Source organism: Micromonospora sp. KC207 (assembly GCF_004348615.1).
Lineage (GTDB): Bacteria > Actinomycetota > Actinomycetes > Mycobacteriales > Micromonosporaceae > Micromonospora.
In genome coordinates this window covers 1-19,158 of sequence record NZ_SMKJ01000115.1, presented here as the reverse complement: position 1 = coordinate 19,158, position 19,158 = coordinate 1, and the positions used below count along the sequence as shown (strand labels likewise).

General features: G+C 71.8%; 16 protein-coding genes and 1 pseudogene. 6 read left to right on the top strand and 11 right to left on the bottom strand.

Annotated elements, in window-relative coordinates; all coding sequences use genetic code 11:
• Positions 1-63 precede the first annotated feature (63 nt).
• The 4 genes from E1258_RS16290 (at position 64) to E1258_RS16275 (ending at position 5,842) form a co-directional block, all read left to right on the top strand.
• Positions 64-897, top strand: a complete 834-nt coding sequence (locus tag E1258_RS16290) for an FAD binding domain-containing protein (RefSeq protein ID WP_132401656.1) — start codon at positions 64-66, stop codon at positions 895-897.
• Positions 894-3,632 (top strand): molybdopterin-dependent oxidoreductase, encoded by a 2,739-nt coding sequence (locus E1258_RS16285; protein WP_132401653.1) that lies wholly within the window; start codon positions 894-896, stop codon positions 3,630-3,632. The genes E1258_RS16290 and E1258_RS16285 overlap by 4 nt, the downstream gene beginning before the upstream one ends.
• 74 nt (positions 3,633-3,706) lie before the next feature.
• Positions 3,707-5,512: a PucR family transcriptional regulator ligand-binding domain-containing protein gene (locus E1258_RS16280; protein WP_132401651.1), complete on the top strand. Its 1,806-nt coding sequence runs from the start codon at positions 3,707-3,709 to the stop codon at positions 5,510-5,512.
• A gap of 87 nt (positions 5,513-5,599) precedes the next feature.
• The gene (locus E1258_RS16275) at positions 5,600-5,842 is read left to right on the top strand and encodes a DUF2470 domain-containing protein (RefSeq protein WP_132401648.1); all 243 of its coding nucleotides are present in this window, start codon (positions 5,600-5,602) and stop codon (positions 5,840-5,842) included.
• On the opposite strand, the gene E1258_RS16270 is transcribed toward E1258_RS16275, so the two are convergent.
• The 5 genes from E1258_RS16270 to E1258_RS16250 form a co-directional block, all read right to left on the bottom strand.
• Positions 5,766-8,090: a glycoside hydrolase family 3 N-terminal domain-containing protein gene (locus tag E1258_RS16270; RefSeq protein ID WP_243715493.1), complete on the bottom strand. Its 2,325-nt coding sequence runs from the start codon at positions 8,088-8,090 to the stop codon at positions 5,766-5,768. The two genes, E1258_RS16275 and E1258_RS16270, sit on opposite strands and share 77 nt — an antisense overlap.
• 65 nt (positions 8,091-8,155) lie before the next feature.
• Positions 8,156-8,455: an ATP-binding cassette domain-containing protein gene (locus tag E1258_RS16265; RefSeq protein WP_371688625.1), complete on the bottom strand. Its 300-nt coding sequence runs from the start codon at positions 8,453-8,455 to the stop codon at positions 8,156-8,158.
• A gap of 309 nt (positions 8,456-8,764) precedes the next feature.
• Positions 8,765-9,451 (bottom strand): response regulator transcription factor, encoded by a 687-nt coding sequence (locus E1258_RS16260; RefSeq protein ID WP_132401645.1) that lies wholly within the window; start codon positions 9,449-9,451, stop codon positions 8,765-8,767.
• Positions 9,448-10,659 carry a sensor histidine kinase gene (locus E1258_RS16255; RefSeq protein WP_132401642.1) on the bottom strand — a complete coding sequence of 404 codons (1,212 nt, stop codon included), beginning with the start codon at positions 10,657-10,659 and terminating at the stop codon, positions 9,448-9,450. The genes E1258_RS16260 and E1258_RS16255 overlap by 4 nt, the downstream gene beginning before the upstream one ends.
• 144 nt (positions 10,660-10,803) lie before the next feature.
• Positions 10,804-13,035 carry an MMPL family transporter gene (locus E1258_RS16250; protein WP_243715492.1) on the bottom strand — a complete coding sequence of 744 codons (2,232 nt, stop codon included), beginning with the start codon at positions 13,033-13,035 and terminating at the stop codon, positions 10,804-10,806.
• 820 nt (positions 13,036-13,855) lie between these two features.
• Between E1258_RS16250 and E1258_RS16245 the strand changes: the two genes are divergently transcribed.
• Positions 13,856-15,298 carry an RICIN domain-containing protein gene (locus E1258_RS16245; protein ID WP_243715491.1) on the top strand — a complete coding sequence of 481 codons (1,443 nt, stop codon included), beginning with the start codon at positions 13,856-13,858 and terminating at the stop codon, positions 15,296-15,298.
• Positions 15,299-15,575: 277 nt separating this feature from the next.
• On the opposite strand, the pseudogene E1258_RS34855 reads toward E1258_RS16245, so the two are convergent.
• From E1258_RS34855 to E1258_RS16230, 3 genes and pseudogenes are all read right to left on the bottom strand, one after another.
• Positions 15,576-15,686 (bottom strand): annotated as a pseudogene (locus tag E1258_RS34855) (dihydrofolate reductase); the annotation flags it as partial.
• A 13-nt stretch (positions 15,687-15,699) separates the two neighbouring features.
• Positions 15,700-16,206 carry an SRPBCC family protein gene (locus E1258_RS16235; RefSeq protein WP_132401636.1) on the bottom strand — a complete coding sequence of 169 codons (507 nt, stop codon included), beginning with the start codon at positions 16,204-16,206 and terminating at the stop codon, positions 15,700-15,702.
• 3 nt (positions 16,207-16,209) lie between these two features.
• Positions 16,210-16,551: a helix-turn-helix transcriptional regulator gene (locus E1258_RS16230; RefSeq protein ID WP_007076271.1), complete on the bottom strand. Its 342-nt coding sequence runs from the start codon at positions 16,549-16,551 to the stop codon at positions 16,210-16,212.
• A gap of 375 nt (positions 16,552-16,926) precedes the next feature.
• On the opposite strand from E1258_RS16230, the gene E1258_RS35895 reads away from it, so the two are divergent.
• Entirely contained in the window at positions 16,927-17,391 is a 465-nt protein-coding gene (locus tag E1258_RS35895) for a DUF5134 domain-containing protein (protein WP_132401633.1), read from the top strand.
• On the opposite strand, the gene E1258_RS16220 is transcribed toward E1258_RS35895, so the two are convergent.
• The 3 genes from E1258_RS16220 to E1258_RS16210 form a co-directional block, all read right to left on the bottom strand.
• Positions 17,349-18,035 (bottom strand): hypothetical protein, encoded by a 687-nt coding sequence (locus E1258_RS16220; protein ID WP_132401629.1) that lies wholly within the window; start codon positions 18,033-18,035, stop codon positions 17,349-17,351. The two genes, E1258_RS35895 and E1258_RS16220, sit on opposite strands and share 43 nt — an antisense overlap.
• A gap of 179 nt (positions 18,036-18,214) precedes the next feature.
• Positions 18,215-18,538, bottom strand: coding sequence for a CU044_2847 family protein (locus E1258_RS16215; protein ID WP_036378114.1), 324 nt, complete (start codon positions 18,536-18,538; stop codon positions 18,215-18,217).
• Between the two features lie 21 nt (positions 18,539-18,559).
• Positions 18,560-19,158: hypothetical protein (locus tag E1258_RS16210; RefSeq protein ID WP_207919586.1), on the bottom strand; the 599-nt coding region annotated here is incomplete at its 5' end.

Genomic DNA, 19,158 nt, shown 5'->3' with positions numbered 1-19,158 from the left:
CCCACCCGACCGGTCAGCTGACGTCGGCGGGCGGCACCCGCCCCGAGCGAAAGGGCGAAGCCTGTGGACCTGTTCACCGTGCACGACGTGATCGCCGCGGACGCCGACGCGTGGCAGCCGGGCGACCGCTGGCTGGCCGGCGGCACGTTCCTCTTCTCGCAGCCGCAACCGCGCACCCGCCGGCTGCGCGACCTCACCGCCCTGTCCTGGCCCCCGTTGCGGACCAGCCAGGACCCGGCCGAGCCGGGCCTCGACATCGCCGCGACCTGCACCATCGCCGAGCTGTTCCGGTACTCGCCGCCGGCGCGCTGGCCGTCGCTGGGCCCGCTGATCCAGGGCTGTTGCCACGCGTTCCTCGCCTCGTTCAAGGTGTGGAACGTCGCGACGGTCGGCGGCAACCTCTGCGCGGCGCTGCCGGCCGGGCCGATGATCTCCCTGGTCACGGCCGCCGAGGGGTCCTGCCTGCTCCAGGGGCTCGACGGGCGGCACCGGCGCGTGCCGGCGGCCGAGCTGGTCTGCGACGTCGGCGCGACGGTGCTGCGCCCGGACGAGTACCTGCACACGATCCGGTTGCCCGCGCGCACCCTGGGCGGCCGCTTCACGCTGCGGCGGGCGTCGCTGCGCCCGCTCGGGCGCTCCGCCTCGGTCGTGATCGGACACCGTGACCCGGACACCGGGGCGTTCACCCTCACCGTGACCGCCGCCACCCGGCGACCGGTCGCCGTCGCCCTGGCCGACCTGCCCCGGCCGGGTGAGCTGGCCGACCTGCTGGACGCCCGGATCCCCGCCGGGGACTGGTACGACGACGTGCACGGCCTGCCGGCGTGGCGGCGGCAGATGACCCTGCGGCTGGCCGAGCAGGTCCGTGCCGAGCTGGCGGGGGGGCCGGCGCGGTGAGCGTACGGGTGAACGGCCAGCCGTGCGCCGTCGCACCGAGCGGCGGCCAGTGCCTGCGCGGCTACCTGCGCGAACAGGGCTGGTTCGGGGTGAAGAAGGGCTGCGACACCGGTGACTGCGGCGCCTGCACGGTGCACGTCGACGGTGTGCCGGTGCACAGTTGCCTGTATCCCGCCGTGCGGGCCGTCGGCCGCGAGGTGACCACCATCGAGGGGGTCGCCGCCGTGGCCGGCGGGCCCGAGACGCAACAGCGGTTCCTCGACGCGCAGGGGTTCCAGTGCGGCTTCTGCACCGCCGGGTTCATCATGACCGCCGTCGCCCTCGACGAGGGGCAGCGCGCAGACCTGCCCGCCGCGCTGAAGGGCAACCTGTGCCGGTGCACCGGGTACCGGTCGATCGCCGACGCGCTGCACGGCGTCCGCAACGCCGAGGAGGCGACCCCGGGCGGGGCGGTGGGTCGGAACCTGCCGGCGCCGGCCGGGCCCGACATCGTCACCGGTGCGGCCCGGTTCACCGCCGACGTGACGGTGCCCGGGCTGGCTCACGTCCGGCTGGTCCGTTCGCCCCTGCCGCACGCCCGGGTCGTCGACGTCGACGTGCGCGCCGCCCTCGCCGTGCCCGGAGTGCTCGCCGTGCTCACCCACCGGGACGCGCCGACGACCCTGTTCTCCACCGCCCAGCACGAGAACGCCGACGACGATCCAGCCGACACCCGGGTCCTCGACGACGTGGTCCGGCACGTCGGGCAGCGGGTCGCCGCCGTGGTCGCCGAGACCGAGGCCGCCGCCGAGGAGGGATGCGCCAGGGTACGGGTCGACTACCATCCGCTGCCCGCCGTCACCGACCCCGAGCGGGCGATGCGGGCAAACGCGCCGGCGATCCACGGCGACAAGGGCGCGGAGTGCCGGATCGCCCGTCCGGCCGGGAACGTGGTCGCCGAACTGCACGGCGAGTGCGGCGACGTGCGCACCGGATTCGCCGCCGCCGACGTGGTGTACGAGGAGACGTTCCGCACCCAGCGGGTGCAACACGCGCACCTGGAGACGCACTGCGCCATCGCCTCGTTCGACGCGGACGGGCGGATCGTCGTGCGCAGCAGCACCCAGACGCCGTTTCTCACCCGGCGGGCCCTCGCCCGGATCTTCGACCTGCCGCCCGAGCGGATCCGGGTGGTGGCCGGCCGGGTCGGGGGCGGCTTCGGTGGCAAGCAGGAGATGCTGGTCGAGGACGTCGCGCTGCTCGCCGCGCTGCGTACCGGCCGGCCGGTGAAGCTGGAGTTCACCCGGGCCGAGCAGTTCTACGCCGCCACGACCCGGCACCCGTTCACGATCCGGGTACGCGTCGGCGGTCGCCGCGACGGGACGCTGACCGCGCTGCAACTGCGGGTGGTCTCGGACACCGGCGCGTACGGCAACCACGGGCCGGGGGTGCTCTTCCACGGCTGCTCGGAGTCGGTGGCGGTGTACCGGTGCCCCGCCAAGCGCATCGACGCCTGGGCGGTCTACACCAACACCGTGCCGTCCGGCGCCTTCCGCGGGTACGGCCTCGGTCAGGTCTCCTTCGCGGTCGAGTCCGCTGTCGACGAGCTGGCCCGCCGCCTCGGCGTCGCGCCGGACGAGTTCCGCGCCCGCAACGTCGTCCGCGCCGGCGACGACCTGGTCACCCCGGCCGGCGACCCGGACGACCTCGCCATCCGCAGCTACGGCCTGGACCAGTGTCTGGACGTCGTGCGGTCCACGGCCGCCGAGCCGGGCACCGGGCCGGGCGCACCGGCGGGATGGCTGGTCGGCGAGGGGTCCGCGTTGGCCATGATCGCGACCGGGCCGCCGGGGGGACACCACGGCCAAGCCCGGCTGAGCCTCACCCCGGGCGGTGACTACCAGCTCGACGTGGGGACGGCCGAGTTCGGCAACGGCTCCACCACGGTCCACCAACAGATCGCCGCCGACGTGCTGGGTACCACAGTGGACCGGATACGGGTGCGGCAGTCGGACACCGCGCTGGTCGGACACGACACCGGCGCGTTCGCCTCCACCGCCACGACGGTGGCCGGCACCGCCGTTCTCCGGGCGGCCACCGCGCTACGGGAGCTCCTGCTGGACCTCGCCGCCGGCCCCCGCCCCGCCGGGGCGCGCGCCGGCCTGCGGCTGGACTCCGCCGCCGTCCACGGCGTCGGCGGGCCGCTGTCCCTGACCGACCTGCACCGGCTGGCCGTCGCGCGGGGCGCGCGACCGACGGCCACCGGCCACGCCGAGGGCGCCGAGCGGTCGGTGGCCTTCAACGTCCACTGGTTCCGGATCGCGGTGGACCCGGAAACCGGCGAGATCAGGGTGTTGCGCAGCGTGCACGCCGCGGACGCCGGCACGGTGCTGAATCCGATGCAGTGCCGGGCCCAGATCGAGGGGGGCGTGGCGCAGGCGCTCGGCGTCACCCTCGCCGAGCACCTGCGCATCGACGCCGAGGGGCGGGTGACGACCACCGACTTCCGCAGCTACCACCTGCCGACGTTCGCCGAGGTGCCGCGTACGGAGGTGCACTTCGCGCGCACCGTCGACCCGCTCGGTCCGGCCGGGGCGAAGTCGATGAGCGAGAGCCCGTTCAATCCGGTCGGCGCCGCCATGGCCAACGCGCTGCGCGACGCGACCGGGGTCCGCTTCACGGACCTGCCGTTCACCCGCGACCGGGTCTGGCAGCGCCTCTCGCAGGGGCAGGGCGGTGAGCGAATGCCGCCCTGAACCGGCGACGACCGGACACGAGACGGAAACCTGACCGCCGTACCGTTTGCCGATCGGGTTCCTCGACGACGGGGATGACGATGCTGCTGCGCGACGCGCTGGCCCTACCGTCTCTCAGGCTGACCCTGCTCACCGGCGGCGACGGGCTGGACCGCCCGGTCAGCCAGGTCTTCGTCACGGACCTGCCCGACCCCCGCCGCTACCTCTGCGGCGGTGAGGTCGTGCTCACCGGGCTGATGTGGCGGCGGCGGCCCGCCGATGCCGAGAACTTCGTCCGGTCGTGCGCCGAGGCCCGGGTCAGCGCGATCGGCGCGGGCGACGCTGCCCTCGGCGGCGTGCCGTCGGATCTGGTCGAGGCCTGCCGCCGGCACGGCGTGCCCCTGTTCGAGGTTCCGGTGGAGGTGTCCTTCCGGGAGGTCATCGACGCCCTCGCGCCGTCGGTGTGGAAGCAGCGGGCGACCGGGCTGGCCACGATGCTCGGCCGGCAGCGGGGAGTGGTCGCGGCGATGGCCGCCGGTGCCCGGCTGCCCGATCTGCTGCCGGCCGTCGCCGCCGACCTGGGCGTGCGGTGCTGGCTGCTTTCCGCCACCGGCCGGCCGGTCGCCGGCACGGCCCTGTTGCCGGCCTCGGCCGCCGGGGAACTGGCCACCGCCTTTCTGACCGCCACCCGGCTGCCGTTCACGACCCGGGCCGGTGGGATCCTCATGTCGGTCACCGCGATTCCCGGCTTCCCGGCGCACCGGATGGCGTCCTGGCTGCTCGCCTGCGCGCCGCTCGGGCCGGAGCTGCCAGCCGTGCCGGCCGGGCCGGAAGCGCCGGCGGGGGCACCCGGGCCGGAGGCGGGGGTCACGGGCGCATCCCGGCCCTCGGTCACCGGGCGCCGCGCGGTACGGGCGGATGCCGACGCGCCGGCCCTGCCCGGGGACGACGTGCTGGCCGAACTGGTCAACATGGTCGCGTTGGAACGGACCCAGGCCGACGAGGCCGAGCGGGTCGAGCAGCGCCTGGCCGACCAGGTGGGGCGGGCGCTGGCCGGCGACGGCGACGAGGCCGACCTGCGGGCCCGGCTCCGGGCCTGCGGGCTGATGCCGGACCGGGGCTTCGTCGCGATGACCGCGACGCTGACCGGGCTGCGGACGCCTCCGGCGCTGGCCCTCGCGGTGCTGCGCGAGGCGATCCGGACCGTGGGCGTGCCGGCGGCCGTGACGGCGCTGCCCGGCACGCAGGACCCGACCGTGCTGGCGGTGGTGGGCGACGCCGCGTCCGGGCAGACCGCCGGGGCCGCGTCCAGCGGGTTCCGCGCCGCCCTCGACATCCTGGCCGCCGGGCTGGGACCCGGGCGTTTCTCGGTCGGGATCAGCACCCCCGGTCGCGCCGCCGCGGCGCTGCCGGGGCTCGTGCAGGAGGCCACCCATGCCCTGCGCGCGGCGGCGGCCTGCCCCGGGCCGGTGGCCCTGGTCTGCTCCGGGGAGATGGCCTCCCACCTGATCCTGCTGGCCGGCGTGCCGGCCGACACCCAGCGGGCCTTCCGGTCCCGGCTGCTCGACCCGCTGACCGGCTACGACCGGCGACACGGGACCGAGCTCGTGCACACCCTGAACGCGTTCCTGTCCGCCAACGGCGCCTGGCGCCGGTGCGCGGAGTCACTGCACGTGCACGTCAACACCCTGCGGTACCGGATCGGTCAGATCGAGCGGCTCACCGGCTGCGACCTCGGCCGGTTCGAGGACCGGGTGGACCTCTTCCTGGCCCTGCGGCTGCGCGAGCCTGCCGGCGCGAAAGCCGCCGACCGACTCGGCGCCGAGCCGGTGAGCGATGGCCCGCGCGGCGTGGTTGGGCGCAGCGGGGGCGGCGCGGCGACCGACCGCCACGGCGGCTGAGCAGCACCGCCGTGAGTACGGCCGCCGCCACCGGCAGCCCCCAGGGCCGTCGATGTCGGGCTGCGCAGGTGGTCGGGCCGGTGGGACATGAACGCCGACCACGCCGAGGACTCGCTGCCGACCTGCCGCACCCTCGACGGCTGCCCGGAGGCCACCCGGGTGCGGGCGACCGGGCTGGACGCCGACGGCATGGACTTCGCCGTCACCGTCGACGACATCGAGGTTCCGGTGTGGATTCCGGGTGCGGCGGCGGTCAGGCCACCGGTCGTACGGCGAACGATGCCCGCAGCAGCGTCTCGTCCCGCGACGACGGCCCGACGAGCAGCGTGAAGGCGCCGGGCTCGACCACCCGGGCACCCCGGCCGTCGACGATGGCGCAGTCGGCGACGGGGATGTCGATGCGGACCGTCGCGCTCTGGCCGGGCCGCAGCTCCACCTGACGGAACGCCTTGAGTTCCTTCTCCGCCCAACTGACGGACGTGACGGTGTCGCTGACGTACGCCTGGATGGTCTCCCGGACCGGCCGGGCCCCCGTGTTGCGGACGGTGACCTCGGCGTGGACGGTGTCCGTGGGCGACAGGACGCCCGGTTCGACCCGCAGGTCGGCGTACTCGACCTCCGTGTACGACAGGCCGTCGCCGAAGGCGAAGGCGGGGCGCTGGGTCAGGTCGGCGTACCGGGAGCCGTGCTGGCCGCGGAGCTGGTTGTAGTAGGTGGGCTGCTGGCCGACGTGCCGGGCGAACGAGATGGGCAGCCGCCCGGCGGGCTCCATGAGGCCGAGCAGCAGTTCGGCGACGGCCCGGCCGCCCTGCATACCCGGGTTCGCCACCCAGAGCAGGGCTGCGGCGTCGAGCGCCGAGTCCGGCAGGACCAGCGGCTTGGAGGCGAGCAGGACGACGATCAGCGGGGTGCCGGTCGCGGCGAGGGCGTCCAGCAGCGCGATCTGCCCGCCGATCAGGTCGAGCGTGGCGGTGCTGCGGCCCTCGCCGACCAGCTCGATGCGGTCGCCGACGACCGCGACGACGTAGTCGGCCCGCGCGGCGGCGGCGACCGCCTCGGCGATCAGCGCCCCGTCCGGCGGGCAGGGCACGACCACCTGTGGGCGGGGCTGGCCGTCGGGGAACAGTTCGCCCTCGCCGTCTGCGGCCATGGTGAGGATGTCGGCGCCGCGCGCGTGGGTCACCGTCCAGCCGTCGGGCGCGTGCGCGCGCAGGCCGTCGAGAATTGTGGTGATCATGTCGCGGGGCTGGCCGTCGCGCATCCAGTCGGCCTGGCCGGAGGAGCCGGCCCAGTCGCCGAGCTGGGTCTGCGCGTCGTCGGCGAGCGGGCCGACGACCGCGACGGTACGCGCAGCGCCGCCGTCGCCCCGGGCGCGGCCGGCGTCGTCGGCCCGGAACCCGCCCGCCAGCGGGAGCACCCCGTCGTTGCGCAGCAGCACCAGCGACCGGCGGGCGACCTCCAGGTTCAGTGCGGCGTGCGGCGCGCTGCCGATCACCGCCCGCTGCCGGGCGACGTCCGGGCGGCGGGGGTCCTCGAAGAGACCCAGCTCGAACTTCAGGGCCAGGATGCGGGAGACGGCGTCGTCGAGGTCCGACTCGGCGAGCAGCCCCTGCGCCACCGCGTCCTGGGCGCCCTGGAAGAACTGCGGGGTGGTCATGACCATGTTGTTGCCGGCCCGCACGGCTGCTGCGGCGGCGTGCGTGTGGTCGGGCTGGACCTGCTGCTCCCAGACCATCCGGCCGACGTTGTCCCAGTCGGTGACGAGCATGCCGGTCCAGCCCCACTCGCCGCGCAGCACGTCGGTCAGGAGCCAGTCGTTGACGGTGATCGGCACTCCGTCGGTGCTCTGGTAGCCGAGCATGAAGGTGCGGCACCCCTCGCGCGCCACCCGCTCGAACGGCGGCAGGAACCATGCGCGCAACTTCCGCCGGGACAGGTCCGCCTCGCTGGCGTCCCGGCCGCCCTGGGTCTCCGAGTAGCCGACGAAGTGCTTGGCGGTGGCCAGCACGGCGGTCGGGTCGGCGAGGTCCTCGCCCTGGTAGCCGCGCACCATCGCGGCGGCGAGCTCGCCGATCAGGAACGGGTCCTCGCCGAACGTCTCGCCGATGCGGCCCCAGCGCAGGTCGCGGGCGATGCACAGCACCGGGGAGAAGGTCCAGTGCACGCCGGTCGGGGCGACCTCGACCGCAGTGGCGCGGGCGACCCGCTCGACGAGGTCCGGCGCCCAGGTGGCGGCCATGCCGAGCTGGGTGGGGAAGATCGTCGCGCCGGGGAAGAACGAGTGCCCGTGGATGCAGTCCTCGCCGACCAGCAGCGGGATCCGCAGCCGGGTCCGCGCGGTCAGCTCGTGCGCCTGGAGCACCCGCGCGGGGGAGGTGTGCAGGATGGACCCGACGTGCTTTTCCAGGACGAGGTCGGCCAGGTCGCCGTGGGCGTCGAGCTGCATCATCTGGCCGACCTTCTCCGCCAGGCTCATCCGCCCGAGCAGGTGGGCCACCCGCTGCGCCGTCGGCCGGGTCGGGTCGAGGTGGGGCAGGTCGTCGCTCATCGGGTCTCCGATGCTCCGGGACACGGTCATCGCACGACCGTACACACCCGCGCGCACCGCGCCAGCGTGACCGCCGTCAGCGCGAGGAGCCGTAGTCACGAGCAGGGGGAGCGGGCGAAACCCGTCTGGTAGGCGGCGACGACGAGTTGGACGCGGTCCCGGGCGCCCAGCTTGTCCTGCAACGGGGCCTTGAGCCGTGCGTACGAGCGGCCGTTGACGCGTACCTGCCCGGACGTCGGCCGGTCCAGGCCCATGATCACCCGCATCGTCGTCGACATGCCGGCCCCGTTGGGGCCGAGGAAGCCGGTGACCACGCCCGGCCGTACGGCGAAGCTCAACGAGTCGACCGCGAGCTTCTCGCCGTACCGTTTACTGAGGTCGTTCACCTCGATCATCTGCCACCCCTCCAGCTGTCTCACGCGATGGCCCAAGACTCGCCGGAAGATCCGGCGGCGACATCGTCCAGCCGCAGACACTCCGGCGTACTGCGATCGCTGTACGCCCCCGGGTACGTCCAGAATGGTGCGAGGATCGGCCTCGCGCTTGGCGTGGTCGGTCAGCGACCCGCAACGTTCCAACGCGCTCGGCCGCCGACGTCACGATCGCTGCGGCAGGCGCCAGGTTCGTACCGACACGCGCGGGTATCGCGAAGGCGCCGCCGAGGCGCTGGCCTGTGGAAGCACCGAAGCTGGCGCGGTCTCGGGTTAGGGAGTGTGGGGGTCTGGTGAGACCAGACCGTTCTTGTAGGCCAGGACGACGAGTTGTGCTCGGTCCCGGGCGCCGAGCTTGGTCATGGCGCGTTGGATGTGGGTGCGTACGGTGAGCGCGCTGAGATTGAGTTCCCGTGCGATTTCGTCGTTGGACTTTCCGTCGGCGGCCAGCTTCATGGCCTCGCGTTCGCGGTTGGTCAGATCGCGAATCCCGGGTGTGGTGGGCCGCGGGGCGGCGGTGCTCGGTGGCGGGGTGGCGAGGAACTGGCTGATGAGGGCTTTGGTGGCACCTGGGGAGAGCAGGCTCTCGCCGGTGGCGACGGTACGGATGGCTTCGAGGAGGGCGTCGGTGGTGACGTACTTGCCGAGGAAGCCGCTGGCGCCGGCGCGCAGGGCGCGTGCGACGTGCTCGTCGTTTTCGAAGGTGGTGAGGATGAGGACCCGGGTGCCGGTCAGGTCGGGGTCGGCGCAGATGGTCTCGGTGGCGGTCAGGCCGTCGACACCGGGCATCCGCACGTCCATCACGATGACGTCGGGACGGTGTTCGCGGGCGCGATCGACGGCCTGCGCGCCGTCGGCGGCCTCGGCGACGACCTCGAGGTCGTCGCAGGAGTCGATCAGCATCTTGAAGGTGCCGCGCAGCAGCGCTTGGTCGTCGGCGAGCAGGACTCGGATCGTCATGGCGTCCCCTGGGGTGTGAGAGAGCGCGGCACGGGCGCGTGCGGATGCAGCGGCAGGGCGGTCACGACTTCGAAGTCGGCGGCACCGCTGTCGCTGACCCGCAGGTCGCCGCCGACCGCATGGGCCCGTTCACGCATCCCGATGATGCCGTAGCCGGCGGAGCCGCGTCTGGGTTGCTCGTCGGTACGGGTGTCGTTGGTGACCGTGATGGTGAGCCTGGTGCTGCTGTAGCGAAGGCGCAGCGCGGCCGTCGCCGACGCGGAGTATTTGGTGGCGTTGGTCAGCGCCTCCTGGATGATCCGGTAGGCGGTCAGGTCGATCCCGGGCGGCAGGTCCCGAGGCTCGCCGTCCGTCGCGAGGTTGACTGTCAGGCCGGCGGACCTGCAGACCTCCAGCAGGTCTGGGAGCTGGGCCAGCCCCGGCGCCGGTTCGAGGCTGTCCGCGTCTGGGCCGCTGTGGCGCAGCACGCCGACGGTGTCGCGCAGCTCGAGCATGACCGTGGAGGTGGTGGCTTGCAGGTCGGTGAGGATCTTCTTGGTGAGTTTCGGGTCGGACTCCAGCAGGTGGGCCGCGGTGCCGGCCTGCGCGTTGGCCACGGCCATGTGGTGAGCCACGACGTCGTGCAGGTCACGAGCGATGCGCATCCGCTCCTCCGTGACCCGCAGCCTGGCCTCTTCCTCACGGGTCCGCTCGGCGTGCTCGGCGCGGGCCTGGACGGCCTCGAGCCAGGCGTGACGCAGCCGGGTCCCGCTGCCCATGGCCAGCGGCAGCAACAGCCACAGGGCAGGCCCGAAGGCGCGCAGCGCCACCATCGCGTCCAGGTCGCCCCCGACCGCGGTGCCGACGACAAGCACGGTCGTGACGCCGCCGTACGCCCAGGTCGTCCGCGAGTCGCTCGCGGCAGCCAACCAGTACAGCGCCACCATCAGCGGCGCGAGCAGGAGCGGGGACAGGACGAAACCGAGGCTTCCCGTCACGACGGCGCAGACAGCGGTCACCACGACCGCGCTCCGCAGACGCTTGCGGGCCCCGAACAGCGCCAGACAGGCGATCCCAGTCACGACGTTGGCGACCCAGACATCCTGCGGACGACTCTCGCCCGGGCCGACGAGATTCGCCCCGATCACCGCGCCACCGAGCAATGCGAGCACGATGACCGCGTCGGTCAGCCGTGGATACCGCTGCGCGTACTCCTCCAGACCGACCATCAGAGCTCCTCCTGATCCGCCGCGGGCCGGCGGCGCCGAAGTCGATTGTCTTCCGAACCAGCCAGCTCTCATCTGCCGTACGGGCCGGGCCCGCCGATCTCCGCGGACCCGGCCCTTGATGATCAGTGACCACTCATCCGCCTGTCACGGGGCGCTTGCGGGCATGGGCTCCCGCTCGCGCTCCGGCTCCCCCAGCGGATCCCGCTCCAGGCTCGCGCCCTCGACGTCGACGCGCGGCAGGATCCTGTCCAGCCAGCGTGGCAGCCACCACGCCCGGCGGTCGAGCAGCGCCATGACAGCCGGGACGATGGCCATCCGGACCACGAACGCATCCAGGAACACTGCGGCGGCGAGGCTGAAGCCGATCATCTTGATGAAGGGGTCGACCTCGGCGACGAACCCGGCGAAAACAGCCATCATGATCAACGCGGCTGCGACAACGACGCGGGCGCTATGCCGGAAACCGGCCTCGATCGCCTGGCGCGGCTGCGCACCCTGAACGTGGTCCTCCCGCATCCGCGACACAAGGAACACCTGGTAGTCCATCGCCAGCCCGAACACGATCCCGATCATGAAAATCGGCACGGCACTCATGATCGGACCGGTCTGCTCGACACCCAGCAGACCCGCGGCGAATCCCTTTTGGAACACCAGCACCATCGCCCCCAGGGCGGCCACCGCCGAGAGCAGGAATCCCAGGGCTGCCTTGACGGGGATCAGGATCGAGCGGAACACCACCAGCAGCAGCAGTACGGCGAGCCCGACGATGGTGGCAAGGTAGGGCACCAGCGCGTCCCGCAGCTTCTCCGCCAAGTCGATGTTGACCGCCGTCGTCCCGGTGACCTGGAACTTCGCACCAGTGCCGCCGACCAGCTCAGGCCGCGCGTCACGCAGGCCACGGACCAGGTCCTTGGTCGCCTCATCGGTCGGGCTGGTGGAGGGAACGACCTCGAACATCGCGGTGTCCCGGGCGTCGTTGAGCAGCGCCGGCGAAACCGACACCACCCCGTCCACCCCCGCCATTTTGCCGGCGATCGACTCGACCGCCCTCTCCGGCTCAGTCGCGGCCTTGACGTCGACCACGATCATGAGTGGCCCATTGAACCCGGGCCCGAACGCCTTGGCCAGCGCGTCATAGGCACGACGCTGGGTGGTCGAAGTCGGCCGGGACTCATCCCCCGGCATGCCCAACCGCAACGACGCGGCGGGGATCGCGAGCGCGCCCAGCAGCGCCACACCCACAACCAGGACCGCGATCGGCCTGCGAAGCACCAGCCGCGCCCACCGCGTGCCGCCGCGCCCCGGCGCCTTCTCGTCCGCTGTGGCCACTTGACCGCGGCGAGCAGACGGAGACAGCACCTTGTCCGGCACAAACCCGAGGACCGCCGGCACCAGAGTCAACGCGACCAACACGGCCACCACCACCGCCGCGACCGCGGCAAGCCCCATCTTCGTCAGCATCGGGATGCCGACCACCGCCATACCGGCAAGCGCGATGACCACCGTCAAGCCAGCGAAAGCCACAGCGGAGCCAGCGGTACCCACCGCCAGGGAGACCGCGTCAACTGCGCAAAAGCCCCGGGCACGCTCCTCGCGGTATCGGGAGACCACGAACAGGGCATAGTCGATCCCCACCGCGAGACCCAGCATCAACGCCATGGTGCCGGTGGTCGCGGACAGGCCGAACGCATCGCTCACCGCGAGGATCGACATCATGCTCACCGCGACTCCGAGCAGTGCGGTCAGCAGCGGCAGCCCTGCGGCGACCAGGGACCCGAAGGTAATCAGCAGGATCACCGCGGCCAGCCCGATGGCGATGATCTCAGCGACACCCCCGCCCCCGCCGGGCTCCATCGCGCTCCCGCCGGCCTCGACGGTCAGGCCGGCTTTCCGGGCGACATCGGCCGCGGTGTCGACTTTCTCGATGCTGGCATCAGTGACCGCGCTGGCCTTCACCGCGTACCGCACACTCGCGTACGCCGCCGATCCGTCGCCGCTGACCGCACCGGCCTGAAACGGGTCGTCCACCATGGCGACCTGATCACCATCGCCAAGTTGCCGAACCGCTGACTCGATGGCCGACTTGTACGGCGCGGCGGTCACCTTCTCGCCCGCCGGGGCCACGAACACCACCGTCGCGTCACCGGCATCGGCCGTTAGCCCGGGAAACCGTTCCTGCATCAGGTCGAAAGCGGTCTGCGACTCGATGCCAGGCACCGAGAAATCATCGGCCGGAGCCGATGCCGCCGTCAGGCCCGCGAAAACCGTCCCAGCCAGAATGGCCAGCCACACCAAAAGCACCGGACCACGACGCCGAAAAGTGAATCTGCCGAGCCGAGCCAATAATCCTGCCACAGGACGCTCCATCTCAATCATCGGAAGACATCACCATCCCGCTTGCGACCAACCCGTGTCGTCCTGCGCGTGATGACACTTGGCTAATGAATCCGAACCTCTTTGTCGCAACCACGCTCATCCGGTAGCAGTAGCCGAGGAAGCAGGACGACGACTGGGACGGTCCGGGCAGTGGCGGCGAGGTCGATGCGTCGCGATTTCTGCGGCGAGAGTTGGTGTGGTCCGCCCGGTGCGTTGTCGGCTTCCAGGTTGTGGATGTTGTCGGGGCCCAGCCACCCGCCCGTGACGATCCCTCCCATGTCGAACAGGATCTGGCGTCCGGGGCGGCGGGCCCGGCAGTGGGCGCCCGGTTGCTGCCAACGCGCCGAGGAGGTTGCCCAGGATCAGGGCCGGGCTCGAGCGGAGCCTCGGAGGTTGCGGCGTTGTGGATGGTGTTGAAGGCCGTCCACTGTTCACACGTGGAGCCGGTTGCGGGGCGCGGGTTCAGCCCGCGCATTTCGGGTTCGGCAGGTCCTGACGGTCGCCTCACCGTCGATCATGGCGGCGATGCTGTCGCCGGTATCGACGACCGGCTGCTGTCGACACGGTGATGCCGTCGCCGTCGGCGATGCCGGCTCCAGACGGTGGCGGCAACGCATTTCACATCGATGGCCGTCGAGGGCTTGACATGGCTGACGTGGTCACTAGCATCCACATGTAACACGGCCTTAACCTGCGTGCCGTCAAGGCAAAGGCGCTAAGTTCAGTGATTGGACATTCCATGACACGGATCACGTCGTCTGATGCCCGCGCATCAGGACCATCGCGCAGCACCCGATCGCGCCGGTTGCTGATCGCCCTGGTGACCGCGCTGACGGCGCTGGCTAGCGTCGTCGTCGTCGCCTCGTCGCCGGCCACTGCCGCCACCCGCCAGTTCCGAGGCATGAACTGGGCAGTGCTGGGGGACAACTTCAGCACCGGTCCGCTCGTCGTGCAGGGCCTGAGCCAGTCCGACAGCAACGCGACGGTGCGGGCCAAGGCCAATGCCCTCTACGACGACATGGCCTCCACCATGGGGGTCAACACCGTCCGGCTGCCCATCAACACCCACACGGTGGGAACGACGTGGTGGAACGCCTACCGCGGCGCCATCGACGCCGCCACCGAACGTGGATTCAAGGTCATCCTCACCTATTGGGAGGACGGCGCCGCCTCCGGCGGCAGGATCACGAACCTCGCCGCGTGGAACGCGATGTGGGCCAGCGTGATCAGCACGTACGGCTCCAACGCCAACGTCTACTTCGAGCCGATGAACGAGCCGCACGGCTACAGCTCGGCGGACTGGCGCAACGTCGCAGCCAACTGGCTCAGCTACCACCGCTCGGCGGTGCCCGGCCGGGTGCTCATCGGCGGAACCGGCTTCAGCCAGGACCTTCGGGACGTCTGCAACGACAGCCGCTTCAACTCGACGCTGTTCTCCTTCCACCACTACGCCTTCTTCTACGGCGAGATGAGCTACGACGCCTTCCGAAGCCACATCCAGACCCGCCTCGGCAACTGCGCCTCCCGCGCGGTCGCCACCGAGTTCGGCGCGCCGATGAACGACGGCCGCAACTACGCCGACGCGAACAGCACCGACAACTTCGTGCGCCACATCCGCGCCATGGCCCAGGTCATGCGTGACAACCAGATGGGCGGCACCTACTGGCCCGCCCTCGGCGGCAAGACCGGCAGCATCGGTTACGACTGGTACTCGATGTTCGCCCTCAGCGGCAGCGGCACCGACCTCAACCTGACCGTCCGCAACATCTCCGGCGCCGACCGGATCCGGTATGGCTGGGGCGACACCATCGACAGCAACCCCACGACGCCTCCGCCAGCGACGGGAACGTTCTACCAGCTCAACGTGCGCCACAGCGGCAAGGCCATGGAAGTCCAATCACCGAACACCGACAACGGTGCGCGCGTCGTCCAGTACACGTACGGCGGCAATGCGTGGCAGCAGTGGCAGTTCCAGGACGCCGGCAGCGGCTACTGGCGCATCATCAGCCGGCACAGCGGGAAGTGCCTTGATGTGGTGAGCGCTTCCACCGCCGACGGTGCCGAGCTCATCCAGTACACCTGTGGCACCGGCGCGAACCAGCAGTTCCAGATGGTCGCCAACGGCAGCTACTTCCAGCTCCGGGCGCGACACAGCAGCAAGTGCGTGGACGTACCGGCCGCGTCGACCGCGGACGGCGTGGTCCTCAAGCAGTATCCGTGCAACACCGGCACCAACCAGCAGTGGTCGCGCACGGCCGTCTAGCGGTCGTCTCGACGTGACCGCGGATTAACGGTACGGCCCGCCCCCGGTGCCGAGCTCGCGCTCGGTGCCGGGGGCGTCGTCGTACCGGCGCTGCCCTTCGGTCGGGCGACCGGCGCGGCGTTGCGTTGCGCGGTGCGGTGCCGTCGGCCAGTTCCATGGCCCGTGCGGCGACGACCCCCGCCCTCATGGTGACTATTCGCAGTTGGCCGTGGTGGTCTGCTGCTTCAGGCGGGTGCGCCGTGGGTGCTCGGGTCGCTGGAGTGAAGTGGTGACGCGGCTACCGTGGGTGCACGGCGTAGGCCAGGTGCGTCACCCCCGACGAGGGCTCCGAACGGACCGGCTCCAGCGCGACCCTGGACGCGTCCACGCCGTCGAACAGGCGGTTGCCGCCTTTCCGGCTGTCAGCCCGGCGCCCCCTCTCGAACGATTTCGGTGACGTAAACCGCCAGGCTGCTCAGGGTCTGCTGGCCGCCCTCGATCGCGTGGTACTTCTCGACCGCGTCGTCGCGCAGTTCCTTGGTGGGGAACACCGTGCGCATCACGATCCGGGTCGCCGCACCGTCCGGCGCGAAGGTCAGGACCGACTCGAAGGCGTTCGGGTCGTCGCGGGACTCGCCGTGCAGCAGCGCGATCCGCTCCGGTGGGACGATCTCGGTCCAGGTGATCCACTCGGAGTAGTCGGTCCCGTCCGGCCCGTGCATCACGAAGTCCCAGACTCCGCCGACGCGGAACTCGAAGGACGGCGTCGCGGTGGTGAAGCCCTCCGGACCCCACCACCGCGACAGGTGCCGGACCTCGGTGAACGCCTCGAACACCAGCTCCCGCGGGGCGTCGATGACCCGGGAGATCACGATCTCCCGGTCGGCCGTCGCCGGCTCCGCCCGTGCTTCTTGCCTTGCCCCTGCCATCGGTCATTCCTCCTGCGCTGTCTGCTTGAGGTCCTGCACGTAGGTGTCCAGCCGATCGAAACTCTCGTTCCAGAACCGCTCGAACCCGCCGACCCACTCGTGGACCGGCCGCAGCCCGCGGGCGTTCAGGCCGTAGAGGCGCTGCTTGCCCGCCCCGCGGACCCGCACCAGCCCCACCTCCCGGAGCACCCGCAGGTGCTTCGACGCCTGCGGCTGGCTCATCCCCAGCTCCTGAGCCAGGTCGGTCACCGGCCGCTCACCCGCCCGCAGCAGCGCCAGGATGTCCCGGCGCTGCGGCTCGGCGATCGCGTTGAACGCGTCAGACGTCGTCGCTGCTCGTGCCATGGCAGCCATCATATTCCCATAACGGAATACGTCAAACCGGTGGGGCGTCGGGCGAGTCTTGTCGGCTGACGTTGCAGGCGGTTCGCAGTTGGCCGCGGTGGCCTGCTGATTCAAGCGTGGGCGCCGCCGGTGCCCCGGGCTGGACAAAGCGGTGCCGCCGGTTGGCGTGGGTCAGGCTACGGCCGATGGCTGCCGGCGGCAGCCGTTCGCGCAGAAACCTGCCGGCGGGGCTCAGGCGCCCCGCACCCGCGCCCGCCCCGCGCGGACGGCAGGGCAACTTCGCACGCAGACGTCGACCCGTTCGCCGAGTACCGTCGGCCCTGACCGTCTGTCCACGCCGGGCCCTGCCAGCGGCCGGACGAGGGGAGCGAGCCCATGGTGAGCCCGGCGTTGCAATGGCCTGTGACGCTGGCGCTCGTGGCCGTGACGGCTTTTCACGGATTCCGGATGCTGGACCCAACAGCCCGGCGCACGGGGCCGGGACCAGCCGTCCGATTCCGGGTCTCCGGGGCCGTCCACGTGCTCATGGGCGTGGCGATTACCGCGATGGTGTGGGCGCTCGGGGTGCCGCCGGTGGTGTGGCTCGTCCTCTTCGCGCCGGCCGGGGCCTGGTACGCGATGCTGACGGCCCGCCGCCCATCGAGGCCCGGCTCGCGGGCGGTCACCGGGTACTTCGCCCTTGCGTCGGGGGCGATGGTGTGGATGAGCGGTCTTCCCGGCGACCACGCCGGGCCGCACGGTGGGGTCGCGCCGGTCGGCTGGTGGTCCGGAGCTGGTCAAACGTCACCTGCGCGGCCTCATCGCAGGGCCGGCGACCCGCCGGCATGGCCGCTGGTGTGAGACTGCCGCCGCCGGAGCACCAGCCAGGTGCCGAGGATCGCCAGGGAGATCAGCGGTGCCGGGTGGCCGAGCAGCCCGGCGATGGTGAGGTCGGCGGCCACGCCGACGACGGTGGCCACGAAGACCCAGCGCGGCGCGGTCCCGGCGACCTGGCGGCGGTCCTCTGGCATCCAGCGGGTCGTCGACCAGGGCTTGGCCACGGATACCCAGGCCTGGAAGGCGATGGCGCCGGCCATCAGCGCCGAGCCGACGGCCAGCGGCACGGCGGGACCCCGGGTGCCCGTGGCAGCCGCGGTGGCGGAGTCGGCCAGCGCCGAGCTGAGGACGAAGATGCCGAGGTGGAGCTGGGTAAGGGTGATCACGAACTTCACCAGCACCCAGCGGTAGCGGAAGAAGCCCCACCCGGTGGCGGCGGCGAGCATGAACCCGGTGAACGCTGAGGCGTTGGCCATCGGCGCGAGCAACCGGCCGTCGAGCACCTGGGCCATGGAGGTGGCGCTGACGGCCACGGCCTGGCTGTCCGTGGTCAGGCTGGTGGTCAGCAGGACGAAGATCGCCAGGGCCTGCGCCATCCAGGCCACCGACGTCGTCACGTGCAACCAGAGCGCGAGCTGCCGCCAGCGCCGTACGGAACAGGAAGCCATGGGGCACCACGCTTCCACCGGGACCGCCCGCCATCCATCGGAGACATCCCGGATTCGCCGGTGGGCCGCCGCCGGCCTCCCTAGGGGTACTCCCGGGTGCGGCGGTCCGGTGTGGACCCGCACCGTCCACACCGGCAGGGGCCAGCGGGCGTGGCGCGGTCGCCGGCAGACGACGGTGGTCAGGCGGTGGGGAGCCGCTGCCAGCGCACGGTCACCTGGAGTTGCCCCTGCACGCCGGTGCGGGCGATCAACGCGCCCGCCTCCGCGGTGAGCTGGATGCCGAAGCTGATTTCCACCTCGTCCGGCCGGTCCACCATCGACCGGAACTCGGTCAACGCGGCGGACGCGGCGTCGCGCGCCTGGCCGATCGCCTTGTTGAAGCTCACCCCGGCCCGGCGGAGCACGTCGTCGGCGGCGGACGCCGGGGCGATGCCCGGCGTCTCGTCCACGGCCACGAGCACGGTACCCCCGCCATCGAGGGCGAACTCGACAACCTCGCTCATCCACTGGCCCCTTTTCGGTGGTCAACTCGGCGGACTGAGGCAGGGCAGCCCCAGCCACTCGTCCTTTGCGGTCTGGCTCCGCACGATATCCAGCTCGGTCAACAACGTGCCCAGCAGCGAGGGGTCGTCCAGGTACTGCAGGACGGCCGAATGGAATGCGGCGGTCATCGCCGCCGGCATCATGTCCGAGGCGTCGCGGCACAGCGTGCCGGTGGTGAGGGTCTGCGCGATGCGGCGCGGCAGGCCATCCGGATACGCCGGACCGGCCTCCGCGTTGAGGGTGAACGCCAGATCGCCGCTCGCCTCGCGCCACGCCTGGCGGGCCTGTTCGCCGGCCAGGAAGTGGATCAGCTTCCGGGCCTCCGGCGAGTCCTCGAACATGCCCACCACGTCCTCGGAGATCTCCCGCACCTGCACGCCCGGCGTCGGGCCGAACGCCGGAGAGGGGAAGAAGTCGACCGCCGGTGGCGGTCTGTCCGGATCGGACCCCTGGTAGGAGCGGACGATGAACGAGCCCTGATGATCGAGGAAGCAACTCGGGGCCTTGCCGAACATGCCCCGCCCCGCCACGTCGAAGTTGGTCAGCAGGGGGGGTGCGGCTGCCCCGCCCGACCCCCACC